9 protein-coding genes are annotated in these 12,713 nt (G+C 70.1%); 4 read left to right on the top strand and 5 right to left on the bottom strand.

Annotated features, from left to right (window positions below; translation table 11 throughout):
- Positions 1–253: 253 nt before the first annotated feature.
- From FL311_RS44360 to FL311_RS33740, 4 genes are all read left to right on the top strand, one after another.
- Positions 254–2,101 (top strand): PAS domain-containing sensor histidine kinase, encoded by a 1,848-nt coding sequence (locus tag FL311_RS44360; RefSeq protein WP_194869466.1) that lies wholly within the window; start codon positions 254–256, stop codon positions 2,099–2,101.
- Between the two features lie 221 nt (positions 2,102–2,322).
- On the top strand, positions 2,323–3,294 hold the full coding sequence (locus tag FL311_RS33750) for a hypothetical protein (protein ID WP_141331787.1): 972 nt from the start codon (positions 2,323–2,325) through the stop codon (positions 3,292–3,294).
- A gap of 447 nt (positions 3,295–3,741) precedes the next feature.
- On the top strand, positions 3,742–4,602 hold the full coding sequence (locus FL311_RS33745) for an MbnP family copper-binding protein (protein WP_141331785.1): 861 nt from the start codon (positions 3,742–3,744) through the stop codon (positions 4,600–4,602).
- A 16-nt stretch (positions 4,603–4,618) separates the two neighbouring features.
- Positions 4,619–5,764 carry a methanobactin export MATE transporter MbnM gene (locus FL311_RS33740; RefSeq protein WP_141331783.1) on the top strand — a complete coding sequence of 382 codons (1,146 nt, stop codon included), beginning with the start codon at positions 4,619–4,621 and terminating at the stop codon, positions 5,762–5,764.
- A 9-nt stretch (positions 5,765–5,773) separates the two neighbouring features.
- Here FL311_RS33740 and FL311_RS33735 read toward each other — a convergent pair whose 3' ends face one another.
- From FL311_RS33735 to FL311_RS33715, 5 genes are all read right to left on the bottom strand, one after another.
- The gene (locus tag FL311_RS33735) at positions 5,774–6,709 is read right to left on the bottom strand and encodes a WD40 repeat domain-containing protein (protein WP_141331781.1); all 936 of its coding nucleotides are present in this window, start codon (positions 6,707–6,709) and stop codon (positions 5,774–5,776) included.
- An 83-nt stretch (positions 6,710–6,792) separates the two neighbouring features.
- The gene (locus tag FL311_RS33730; protein ID WP_141331779.1) at positions 6,793–9,195 is read right to left on the bottom strand and encodes a hypothetical protein; all 2,403 of its coding nucleotides are present in this window, start codon (positions 9,193–9,195) and stop codon (positions 6,793–6,795) included.
- Positions 9,196–9,206: 11 nt separating this feature from the next.
- The gene (locus tag FL311_RS33725) at positions 9,207–10,739 is read right to left on the bottom strand and encodes a hypothetical protein (protein ID WP_141331777.1); all 1,533 of its coding nucleotides are present in this window, start codon (positions 10,737–10,739) and stop codon (positions 9,207–9,209) included.
- A 37-nt stretch (positions 10,740–10,776) separates the two neighbouring features.
- Positions 10,777–11,574, bottom strand: a complete 798-nt coding sequence (locus tag FL311_RS33720; RefSeq protein ID WP_141331775.1) for a hypothetical protein — start codon at positions 11,572–11,574, stop codon at positions 10,777–10,779.
- 27 nt (positions 11,575–11,601) lie between these two features.
- Entirely contained in the window at positions 11,602–12,567 is a 966-nt protein-coding gene (locus FL311_RS33715; RefSeq protein ID WP_141331773.1) for a hypothetical protein, read from the bottom strand.
- Positions 12,568–12,713: the final 146 nt, after the last annotated feature.

Here is a 12,713-nt window from a genome sequence, read left to right as displayed (position 1 = left end):
GAGTGTCTCTCGCCAGCGCAATGCTTACGGGTGAGCACTGCGGGAAGGGCTGTACCCGAGGACAAGTTCGCGACACCTCGGACATGGCACTCTCTGCCAACGCGCGGTGCGCGCCCCGGTCCCGGCACGTGGGCTCCAGGGGTGCTGCTCGCCGGGGGGGAAGTCGATGGTGAGCCTGTCGTCGCTGCCGGGGCCTGCCCTGGCACGGTCGCTCCATGCCGCAAGTCCCGCACCGTGCATCCGCCTGGAGGCCGTGCGGGGGAGCTCGGGAGAGGTGCTCGACTTCGAGTGCGCGTCGCTCAACGCGGCCGCGGAGCACCTGGTGCGCGACTGGGGCGTGCCCTCGTGTGTCTCGCGCTGGGCCCAGCAGGGGCTGGGCGGCGTGGACCTGGAGGCGTGCGTGCGCACGGCGTCGTCCGGCGTGCCCCTGGCCGCGACGCTGCGGCTGACGCGCGACGGGCTGCGTGGACGCTTCCAGGTGGTGGGTATGAGGGAGGCGGAAGGGCTGGTGCTGTGGCTGCTGGAGCCGGAGGGGGAGGACCCGGCGGTGGTGGAGGGCGCGCTGGAGCGCGAGCGCGAGGCGCGGCGTCGGGCGGAGGCGGCGCTGGAGGCCGCGCGCGACGCGCTGGCTCGCGAGGAGCTGCTGCGACAGGCCTTGTCCAAGGCGCGCATGGTGGCGTGGGAGTGGACCGAGGCGCGGCGCGTGGTGACCTGGTCCCAGGACGCGGCGGGCTTCTTCGGCCAGTCGCCGGGCGCGCTGGGCGGCTCGCTGCCGTCCTTCCTGTCCTGCGTCGTGGTGGAGGACCGGCCCCGGGTGGCGCGGGGCATCGAGCAGGCGCTGGCGATGGACGGCGCGTACTCGCTCAAGTTCCGCTGCCGTCACCAGGACGGCACCACGCACTGGTACGAGGCGGTGGGCCAGAGCTTCCACGAGGAGGAGCGGCCCCTCCGTATGGTGGGGGTGGTGGCGGACTGCACCGAGCGCGAGGCGGCGGAGGCGGTGCTGCGCGAGGCGGAGGAGCGCTACCGGCTGGCGGCGCGCGCCACCCATGACGTGTTGTGGGATTGTGATTTGGAGACGGGCCGGGTGCGCTGGGACGGAGGCCAGGAGGAGCTGTTCGGCTACGGCCCGGAGGCGGCGGACCACGACTTCGCGTGGTGGACCCAGCGGCTGCACCCCGACGAGCGCGAGTGGGTGTCGCGAGGGCTGCACGACTTCATCGCGTCCGACGAGGACGCGTGGCAGGCGGAGTACCGCTTCCGCAAGGACGACGGCGGCTGGGTCCACGTCCTGGACCGGGGCGTGCTGTCGCGTGACGCGGCCGGGCGGCCGGTGCGGATGATTGGCTCCATGATGGACATCACCGAGCGCAAGCGCACGCTGGAGCGGCTGGCGGAGGAGGCGGAGTTCCGCGAGCGCTTCATCGGTATTCTCGGCCACGATTTGCGCAACCCCCTCAACGCGATAACGCTGTCCGCCCGCGCCCTGCGCCGGCGCGCGCCCCTGAGCTCCACCCAACAGCAGATGGCCCAGCGCATCGAGGCGAGCGCCGAGCGCATGGGCACCATGATTTCGGACATCCTCGATTTGACGCGCGCGCGGCTGTCCGGCGGCATCCCCTTGCAGGTGGCGCCGGCCAACCTGTCCAACGTGTGTCGACAGGTGGTGGAGGAGCTGTCGGCGGTGCATCCGGACCGCTACATCGCCTTCGACGTGGACGGCCGCTCCGACGGATTCTGGGACGAGGACCGGCTGGCGCAGGTGCTCAGCAACCTGGTGGGTAATGCCCTGGAGCACGGCGCCCAGGATGCCCCCGTGCTGCTGCGATGTCTGGATTTGGAGACCCGGCAGGTGGTGGAGGTCCACAACCCCGGGGCGCCCATCCCCGCGCCGCAGCTGGCGACGCTGTTCGACCCGTTCCGTCAGGCGGGCGCCGCGCGAGAGAAGGGCCGGCGCCGCGGCGGGCTGGGCCTGGGCCTGTTCATCGTCCGGGAAATCGTCCACGCGCATGGCGGCAGCGTGGACGTGCGCTCCTCCGAGCTGGACGGCACCACCTTCACCGTGACGCTCCCGCGCGACGCGCGACGCGCGAGCCGGTAGATGTTTCACGCACGGCTCGCGGTGTGTCACGGGCGGTGAATCACCGTCCACCGCGAGGCGATACACGGCGGAAGCGTCAGCCGTCTCACGCTGACGCTGTCTGGCGAAGGACTTCCTCCCAGGAATTGGACGTGAGGACACCTGTCACCCTTGGCGACAGGGACTACCCGTTGTCTCAGCCGCGGAGGTGCCGCGGTGACCCCCAACGCGGAGCCTGTCCCATGCGCTTGTCCTTCATCCGTTCCCAGTCTCGTGGTTTCTCGTCCCGTCTCGTCCGTGCGTGGGCCCTGCCCGCGCTCCTCGCCGGCGCCGTCGGCTGCGGCCCCGAGGGCCTGGGCGGCGTCGACCCGAGCGAGTCGGTGGCCACCCATGACGACGGCCTGGTGTCGACGAACGGCTTGTCGACGAACGGCCTGTCCACCAATGGCTTGTCGACGAACGGCCTGTCCACCAATGGCTTGTCGACGAACGGGCTCTCCACCAACGGGCTGTCGACGAACGGGTTGTTCAATACATGGTTCAGCTCGAACCCGGCGGCGGGCGACCAGCTGATGCGCTACGTGGCCCGCTGCGCTCTGTCGTCCTCCCAGACCCTGACGTACACCCATGACGGAACGACGTACTCGTGGCCCGGCTCACTGGGGCTGGCGCCGACCTGGTCCACCACGAACCAGCCCGCGTCGGTGGCGGAGCAGCAGGTGGTGTCCGCGTGCCTGGCGGCGCACGCGAACAAGTTCGGTGTGCACGTGAACATCTCCGTGCAGGGGCGCGGCGCGACGAACGTGAGCATCCCCACCACGACGGAGGAGGTCCAGACCTACAGCCAGAAGGAGGCGTGCTTCTTTGGCAACCTGTTCAACGGCGCGGGCCTGTTCGCGGCGAACGACGCCAACTACCTGGCCTATGACCAGAGCACGGTGCGCACCTGCGGCCTGTCGTCGTGGAGCGGCGACGCGGCGTGCGCGCCCACCATCCAGCACGTGGGCTCCTGCCTGGACCACTGCCAGCTGGACGCGACGCGCACGCACTACTCGCGCTGCACGTACAACGGCGTCGAGTACAAGCCGCTCGTCACGCGCATCCGTCCCCAGGACATCTACCGCTGCGGCGACGGCGTCTGTCAGGTCTCCGAGAAGTGCGGCACGGGCGTGACGCCGGACAGCTGCAAGGCGGACTGCGGCACCTGCCAGTGAGCTTCCTGGCGACACGCCCATGACACGCGGCTCCCCGCGCCGCGCCGAAGCGTGAGGCCCAACCCCGGGTGTCCTCCCCCTTCCCGATGAAGCAGCACCCCGAGCGTCTGTCCCGGACGCACGAGTCGAACCCTCCCCCAGTTCGCACGCCCAGGTCTTCGCGAGGGACTTCCCCCAGGTCCCCGAAGCCCGGGTCCCCCTTACCGGTGAGTCGGCTGCCCCTGGTTCCTGACCAGGCGGGCGGACGTGTGCGCCGGGAGGACGAGGGGGACCCGAGGGCGCGGCGGGCAGGGGCCGCGATATGTCCGGATTCCGGCGGCGTTAGCGCGCCTGGGACTTGCGCCCGTCAGCGGGCATTCCCGCCGCGACAACATGCCACAGCCGGCGGGTCTCCCCTTGCTGGTACCCATGCCTCATCGCTGAGTCACCGTCCTGGAGGTCATCTCGATGAACGCCGTCTGGAAGCCCCTGTCGCGAGCCCTGCTGCCCGCCCTGTTGCTCGCCGCCCAGGGCTGCGGTGGAGACGATGACGTCGAGCCCAAGGCGTACACCGTGCGCTTCAGCCCGCAGGTGCGGCAGGAGGCGCTGTCGTGCACCACCAGCTTCACCGACATCGGCACGTCGCGCGGCGTCATCGAGCTGTTGGACTTCCGCATGTACGTGCGCGACGTCACCCTCATCCGCGCCAACGGCGAGCGCCACGCGCTGAAGCTCGCGCAGGACGGCCAGTGGCAGCGTGACGCCATCGCGCTCCTGGACTTCGAGGACGGCACCGGCACCTGCCGCACGGGCAGCCCCGGGACGCACCGCGAGGTGACGGGCACGGCGCCCGAGCACGACGACTACACGGGCCTGGAGTTCAAGGTGGGCCTGCCCCCGGACAGGAACCACCTGGACGTGGAGGTGGAGCCCGCGCCCCTGGACGTGCGTGACATGTGGTGGAGCTGGCAGGGCGGCTACAAGTTCGTGAAGCTGGACATCCGCTCGCAGCAGAACGCGGCCTACTACTTCCACCTGGGCGCGTCCGGCTGTCAGGGCTCCAACGCGGATGGCTACACGTGCGGCGCGGCCAACCAGGCCACCGTCGCGCTGGACGGCTTCGACCCGGAGACGAACCAGGTGGTGCTGGACGTCGCGGGCCTGCTGTCGGAGCTGGACGTGAATCGCACGCCGACGGGCTCGGACATGATGCCCGGCTGTATGTCCGGCCCCACGGACCCGGAGTGCCCGCCGCTGTTGTCGCAGTTCGGCCTGAACGCGGACGGCACCCCCAAGGCGCTGCCGAAGACGTTCTTCAAGGTGCGCTGAGAGAAGGAGCGGGCTGATGTCTTCGCGTGCGGGGAAGCTGAGCGTGGCCGTGGCCCTGCTGTCGGCCGCGGGCTGTGGAGGTGACGAGCCGGGACGTCCGGCGCCGCCCGCCTACGCGTGGAGCCTGCCCGCGGGCTTCCCCGAGCCCTTCGTGCCCGAGGACAACCCCATGTCCGTGGAGAAGGTGGAGCTGGGGCGCCACCTCTTCCACGACACGCGGCTGTCGGGCAACGGCACCATGTCCTGCGCGAGCTGCCACGAGCAGGCCCGGGCCTTCTCCGACGGCAAGGCCACGCCCACGGGCTCCACGGGGGACCACGTCGCGCGCAACTCGCCGGGCCTAGCCAACGTGGCCTACCTGGGCACGTACACCTGGGCCAACCCGCTCCTGGAGACGCTGGAGTCGCAGGCGCTGGTGCCGCTGTTCAACGAGTTCCCCACCGAGCTGGGGCTGACGCCGAAGCTGGAGGAGGCGCTCGAGCGGCTGCGCGCTGACGCGAAGTACCCGGAGCTGTTCCGCGCGGCGTTCCCGGATGCCGAGGAGCCGGTGAGCCAGGGCTCCATCGTGAAGGCGCTCGCGTCCTTCCAGCGCACGCTGCTGTCGGGGAACTCGCCGTATGACCGCTACCTGCAGGGCGACAACGCGGCGCTGTCGCGCTCGGCCCGGCGGGGCATGGAGCTGTTCTTCGGCGAGCGGGCGGAGTGCTACCACTGCCACAGCGGCCGGCACCTCTCGAACTCGTTCCGCGCCAAGGACACCAAGCCCCAGGTGGCGCAGTTCTTCAACACGGGCCTGTACGACTTGGACGGCAAGGGCGCGTACCCACCGGACAACCCGGGCCTGTTCGAGTTCACCCACGACGCGCTGGACCACGGCCGCTTCCGCGTGCCGCAGCTGCGCAACGTGGAGCTGACGGCGCCGTACATGCACGACGGCAGCATCCCCACGCTGGAGGCCGTCATCGAGCACTACACGTCCGGTGGCCGCAACGTGACGGAGGGGCCGCTGGCGGGTGACGGGCGCAACAACCCGAACAAGGACCCGCTGGTGCGGCCCTTCGAGCTGTCCGACGAGGAGAAGCAGGACCTCATCGCCTTCCTGAAGAGCCTCACGGACACCGACTTCACCACGGACCCGCGCTTCTCCAATCCGTGGAAGTAGGGGCCGTGTTCAGCGTGGCTCCGGAGGCAGGCCCCACAGGCCCACGGTGCCGTCGTCCTCGCCCCACGCGATGACGGTGCCGTCCGGGCTGAAGGCCGCGTTGGCGGCGTAGAAGTCGTTGTCCACCTCGTGGCGGAACACACGCGCGCCCGTCCGCGCGTCGAGCACGCTGAAGCCGTACCGGGTGACGGTGAGCAGTCCGCCGTCGGGGCTGAAGGTCGCCTGGCTCGAGCCCGCCACCGGGCCCCGGAGCGTCCCGGCGAGGCCCCCGTCGCTCAGGCGGAAGCGCTGGATGCGCGGGCCGGTCGTCGTGGCGACCAGCTCCGTGCCCGCGGGATGGAAGGCGACCGAGACGAACTGCTCGTCGGCCTCCACGTGCACGAGGATGGGATTGCCGCTCGCCACGTCCCAGACGACGACGTGGCCGCGCAGGCAGGCGGCGGCCAGCAGCCGCCCGTCCGGCGAGAATGCGAGCCTGGCGACCTCCTGCTGGGGCCCCTGGAGCTGACCGAGCGACGTCCAGGTCCGCGTGTCCCACATCAGCACGCTGCCGGTGAGGTCGTGCATCGCCAGCCGGGTGCCGTCGGGGCTCACCTCCAGACCGCGCACCTCGTAGTCCGGTACGCGGCTCAGCCGCAGCGGCCGGCCGTCCTCCAGCGAGTACAGCCCGACCTGGAAGCGCGCGTCCGTCACCGCGAGGCCGCCGAGCGAGGGCAGCGCCTGCACCGCCACGCCTTGGGAGACGGTGACCTCGCCCAGCTGCCGCTCCTGCCGCCAGCGCCACCAGCGCAGCCGCTCGCCGCCCTTGTGCTCCAGCGCCACCAGCAGCTCGCCGTCGGAGGAGAAGGCGACCTGCTGGAACTCGACGCGGCCGGGCGCGGGCGTGCCCAGCCGGGAGCGCTGAATCCAGCGCGGGCCATTGTCGGAACGGAGGACCTGCGTCATTCGGCGGACTCCCGATACAAGAGACACGAAGGCCCCGGGCCACCCGTGGTGTGTCACGGATGGCCCGGGGATTCATCATCGCACTACGGCAGCAGGTCGAAGTGCGTCTGCTTCATCCAGACCTTCTCCAGCTCGTTGATGGCGTCGGGGTACTTGCTCAGCACCTCGTCGGGGCGCACGTTCATCGTCGCGGCGAACCAGTTGCGGACCTGGAGCATGGCGCCCGCCGAGTCCGTCCACTCGGGCGGACTGAAGACGTCCTCGTCGATGGGATACCCGTCGTCGTCGAACTTCTTGGCGCCCGTCACCTTGGCCACGATGGCATCCCGGTTGATGTTGCCCGCGGGGTCGGCGATCTCCCGTCGGAAGTAGGCGGGCCGGGAGGGGGTGGCCGCTTGGATGCGGACGACGGAGCCATCCACGTGGACCCAGTTGCCGGACCCCGCCGGAGCCAGCTCCGTGAAGTTCAATTGCTGCAGCCGCGTCTTGAGCTCCGCCACCGTCTTGCCGGGCATGGTGCCCAGCGCCTTGACCGCCTGGCCATGCGTCAGGGCGTACTGGCGTTTGAGCGCGGGGAGGCTGAGCATGCTCATCTCCTCCAGCTCCCGCAGGCCCTTCTTCTTGAGGAGCTGGGCGAGCTTGCTGACGTGCTCCTCGCCCACGTTGACCATGATGCGTTTGACTTCCTTGCCGGTCAGCCCGCCCACGTGGGGGATGGCCTGGGGCCCCAGCGCCTGCACCATGTGCATGCGGGTGAAGTTGTCGGGGAGGTCGTTCCAGGCCCGGATGAGCGTCTCGCACTCGTTGGCGATGGCCTTGCCCAGGGGCGCCACGGCGTCGGCCACGCCGCGCCAGAACTTGCCGCTGCCGACGATGAGGCCCAGGCCGGAGAACATGCGCTCCCCCACCTCGAGCCGCCTGCCGCCGGGGATGCAGTGCTCCCAGCCGGTGACCACCTCGCACAGGTCGATGAAGTCGCCCACCGGCGTCAGCGCCAGGCCGAAGAACGCCACCTCCTTGATGATGACCTGGGCCTCCTCGCCGATGCCGAACAGCCGCGTGATGATGTTCGGGTCCTCGGCCATCGCGCCGTTCTCCACCGCCTGCCAGCCGCCGCGCAGACCGTCGAGCGTCTCCAGGATGGCGTCCTGCTGCGCGGTGGGCGAAGCGCCCTGCCAGAGGTTGAGGTTGGCCTGCAGCCCGTCGGCCTGGTTGCGGGTGTCCGCGCGTCCGCGCAGGTACTCGATGAGCGCCTTCGTCGACGGGCGCACCGGCGTGTCGAGGAACCAGCCCTCCTCGTCCATGTGCTGCCGCACCGTGTTCAGCACCAGGGTGCGGGCGTTGATGAACGCGCCCACCTCCTCCTGGGACACCGCCGAGCCGCGGCCCTGGATGGCCTTCTCGAAGATGTCCTGGTTCTGGCGCCAGGAGCGGGTGATGCTCATGAAGCCCGAGCGGTTGACCACCGCGCCGTTCTGCCGCGTCGTCTCCAGTTGCTGGAGCACCTGCTGCGCGTAGGCGAGGTACGGGTCGTTGTCCGGGTCGAAGTCGTCGGGCACGTTGAGGTCCGGCAGCTCCACGTCCGGGATGTCCTCGGCGTCCTTGCCCGGCTGGTAGGTGCTGGAGTCGCCCAGGTCCGGGCCGCTCGGCGGCGGCGTGCCCGCGAGCCAGTCATCCAGCCCGCCCAGCTGCCCGCGGAACTCGTCCATGATGCGCGTCAGCTCCGTGCGCAGCGCCTCCAGGTCCTTCTTCAAGTCGCGCAGCAGCTGCTGGAGCGCGCTGCGCACGCGCGGGTCGATGTCGCCGTAGCGCGAGAGGATGTCGTTGAGGTCCGCCTCGGTGATGGAGTCGAGCGGGCGCTTGGACAGCTCGTCGATCTCCGCCTTCAGCTCGGCGAGCCGGTCCAGCTCCGCCTGCGCGGCGGCGAGGTCGCCGCCGAGGCTGAGCAGCTGCGCCTTGCGGTCGTGCAGCGTCTGCTCCAGCCGCTCCAGGTTCGCCGACAGCCCGGGGTTGATCTCCTTCAGGTCGAGCATCACCGAGGACTCGCCCTCGAAGTGGGTGCCCCGGCGCTTGACCATGAAGAGGGGGCGGGCCGACAGGCCGCCCGTCTCCAGCGTGACGAAGTCATCCGCGATGACACATGTCTGCGTGGAGCCGGTGACGGCGGCGCCGAAGTAGAAGTGGTTCGCGCCCCAGCGCAGCAGCGTGGCGTTGAAGCCCGCCGTGAAGATGTTGGAGTCGTCGCCGTTGCCGTAGAGCACGTAGCGGTTCGGCGCGGTGTACGTGGGCAGGGGGACGGCGTTGACGGAGAAGTTCGCCTGGCCCTCCTGCGCCAGCCCGGTCGTGACCTGGCAGCTCCCCTGGCTGCGGAAGGACGTGGACTTCCAGGCGATGGCGTAGTTGCGGTAGGTGGCGTCCGCGTCGTCGGGCGCCAGGGCCGTGCCCGCGAGCAGCAGGGCCAGGGCCCGTGACAGGAATGGTCTCATGGGTGGGGTCCTCACAGGTCCGAGGCGCGCAGCGCGACGTCGTGCGAGAGCACGGCCTGGCGCAGGTTGCCGTTGTTGAGGTGGGTCTCCACGTCCACCAGGAGCGCCTCGGTGACACCGGCGCGGCGCATCTGGGTGACGTTGAGCCGCACCATGTTGGGCAGCGTCGTGTTGAGGTAGTTGCGCGCGCTGGTGAACTGGCGCCGGAGCGCGATGCAGCCCGACTCCATCCAGCCCGTGGCGTTGGGGCCCACGTGCAGGCACAGGGGCTCCAACTGGAGGATGCTCTCGAAGTCCACGTGCTTGGTGGCCAGGAAGAACAGGTTGAGCGTCTGGCTGCGCGGCGGCAGCTGCCACAGCGCGGTGGTGCGCGCGTTGGCGCTGGCGAGGAACTCCTGGGACGCCTTCAGCGTGGCCGCGTTGGCCATCGTCTGGCGCGTGGCCAGGTCCGCCTGGGCCGCCACGAGCGCCGTCTGACGCGCCGTCAGGCCCTGCAAGAGCTTCTTCACCACCTCCGCGACGCGGGCGTAGCGCGCGTCCGAGTAGCCGGCGATGTTGTTGAGGATGACGCCGGAGCGCTCCGTGAGGTTCACCTGGGGGATGGCGTGCCGGGTGATGAAGTCCGCGTAGTGCGCGAGCCTCGCCTGGTGCAGCGTCTGGAGCTGCGACAGCGCGTTGCCCAGCCGGCGCGACTCCATCCACAGCTCCTGGGGCCGCTGGCTCTCGGTGCGGGCGAGCGTCACCAGCTCCAACTGCAGGGGGCCCATCTGGGCGATGGTCGAGGTGGAGGCGCGCTGGGCGATGTCCTCGAGCTGCGCGAAGACGGCGGCCTCCGTGCCGCGGTAGGTGACGAAGTCCTCGTAGACGTCGGTGATGGCGGGCGCCAGGGCCTGTACGGCGGATTGGTAGGCGTTGAAGGTGGCCTCGTAGGCGGAGAGCAGCTCGCGCTGCTCGGCCAGGTCCGCCTTGGCGGTGCCCTGCTCGGCGGCCGCGCGCGCCTTGAGCTTCTCACCCAGCTGTCCCCGGCGCTCGGTGATGCGCGTGCGCCGCCGCTTGAGCTCCTCCTCGGACGGGCCGGTCATCTCCGAGGCGAGGTCCGCCATCTTCGACAGGCTCTCCTCGTAGATGGTCATGGAGGCGCCCAGCGAGAGCCGGAAGTAGGCCTGCACGCTCTCCACGTCGGCAATCCACTGGAGCGGCGCGGCGGGGTTGCCCTTCGGGACGAAGACGTAGGGCGACTTGCCGAGGCACTGCTGCCGCAGCTCGGCGTTCTGCTCCTGGTTGCACATGGCCTCCTGCAGGGGGCGGAAGTCGGCCAGGAGGGTGTCGATGCTGGTGCCCAGGGGCTTGCACAGCTTGCGGTCCCTGCCCCAGAAGAACATCTGGACGCAGACGTCGCTGGTCGACAGGGATTGCTCGGTGGGAGCGGCGGGTGTCTGGGGCTCGACGGCGGGCGGCGTGCTCGCGTCGGTGCCGCAGCCGGCGGCCCCCAGGCAAAGCAGCAGCGAACCGAGGACGCGGGTCCTCGCGGGTCTTCTCGACATGGTGTGACTCCGAGGTTCGGAAAGAAGGGGAGACGGACTAGAGGCAGGCGCCGCCGTTGGCGAAGTCCGGGTAGCACTGGGCGCCGAACATGCGGACCTTCCACAGCAGGTAGCGCATCTCGTGGTCCGCGCGGGCCTTGCCGCTCACCACGAAGCGCACCTCCTGGTTCGGGTACACGACGGCCTGGAGCTCATGCATCTGGCGCAGGTTGGTGATGGCGATGTGGCTGGTCGCCTTGTTCACCCAGACGCCGTTCTCCTGGACCTGCAGGGCGAGCGTGATTTCGCTGGTGGCGGCACCGGGCAGCGGCCACTGGTTGGGGACGAGCAGCTCCACCGAGCCTCGCACCAGGCCCGGGAGGTCCTGCGGGTGGCTGTAGTAGCCCATCGTCTGCGCCATGGGCACGAAGCCGTCCGTGGCGGGCAGCTGCGTCATCAGCCGGCTGTAATAGAAGACATCCTCCTGGTACCAGCTGTCCCGGCTCGCGTGGAACACGCTGTTGCCGCCGAGCCAGTCCATGGTGGCCTTGCCCGCGCCGTTGCACGGCCAGATGTGGCCACCTCCCTCGACGTAGACGTAGCACCAGCCCGCGGGCAGCATCGACGGCCTGAACAGCGGCAGGTCGATTTCATAGCCATGCACGATGATGGGCGGGGGCGGGTCCTCCTCTCCGCCTCCTCCGCCGCCGCCCGGACACGTCTCGCAGCGTGCCTGCTGCTCGGTGGTGTCGAGCGACGCGCCCGTGTCGTCGGAACCGTCGATGGAGGAGGGGACGCCGCACGCGGTGGCGCCGAGGAACAGCAGGGTGCACAGGCTCTGGATGAAGGTCTTCATGAGGGTGTTGTCCTGGGAAAGGAGGGGTCAGGGGTTGAGCCAGGGGGCCAGCTGCGCGGTGGCCAGGTCGACCTGGGCCTGGGCGGCGGCGGCCTCCTGGGCGGCGACCAGGTACTGCGCCTGGTACTGCTCCTTGGCGCCGGCCGCGGAGAGCTGGGAGAGCTTCTGGATGACGGGCAGCGCCGTGGGGCCGATGAGCTCCTCGAGCGTCTTGGGCGAGCCGTCCGGGTGGTGGTACTTCGTGGGGTCGCCCAGCGAGCCGAGCACGAAGTAGAAGTTGGTGAGGGTGATGCTCTCCTCGGGGGTGAGCACGCCGCCGCAGCCCATGGCCGCCTGGAAGATGACGGGGCCGGCCTCCAGCGCCTGGACGTGCAGCGCGTGCGCCGTCTCGTTGTTGAGGTCCACGAGGAAGCTGTTGGACAGCGTCTTCATGTAGTCGAAGGCGGCGCTGTACTCGACCAGGCTGGCCAGGTGCTCGCGCTGCGCCACCTTGGTGGCGAGCGTGCTTTGCAGGCCCTGGAGGATGGACTGCGCCTGGGCGGCGGAGTCCACGTCCACCTCGTTCCAGGTGATGTTGAGCGACACGCGGCACGTCTCGTTGAACGCGGCCGCGTTCGTCCACGGCGAGGAGTCCTTCAGCTCCAGCGAGGCGATGAGCTCGCGGTCCAAATCCCGCAGGACGAGCTCCGGGGTGCCCAGGAAGGTGTAGCGGGTGCCGGCGTTGCCCGGCGGCGTGAGCGTCACCTCCAGCGGGTACTGGGTGGAGCAGTTGCCGGTGAGCACGCGGCGCACGGTGGTGCGCAGCGGCACGGCGCTGGTGAACGGCGTGGCGTTCAGCGTCTGCGTGGGAATGGCGCAGCGGGTGAGCCGGCCGCCGCCGAGCGTGCAGCGCGACGGTGAGATGAGGTCCACGACGGACGTCTCCGCGAGCGCGGGCGCGCTCCAGACGAACGTGGACAGGACTCCGACGGAGAGTGCGGTGGTGAGTTTCATGGCTGTCTTTGCGCGCGCTCCCGCTGACCGGGCGGGTCAGGGAAAAGCCGCGTGGAATGGCCCCCGCCGCTATACGCGCCGATGCGCCCGGGTTGGTCGTGGAGGGGGGCACCGGGAAAGTTCCGGGCGGTGGACAGTCGGGGTGG

Source organism: Myxococcus sp. AB025B (genome assembly GCF_006518215.1).
GTDB lineage: Bacteria > Myxococcota > Myxococcia > Myxococcales > Myxococcaceae > Myxococcus > Myxococcus fulvus.
The sequence above is the reverse complement of the archived record's forward strand: the minus strand, read 5'-3'. Positions and strand labels throughout refer to the sequence as shown.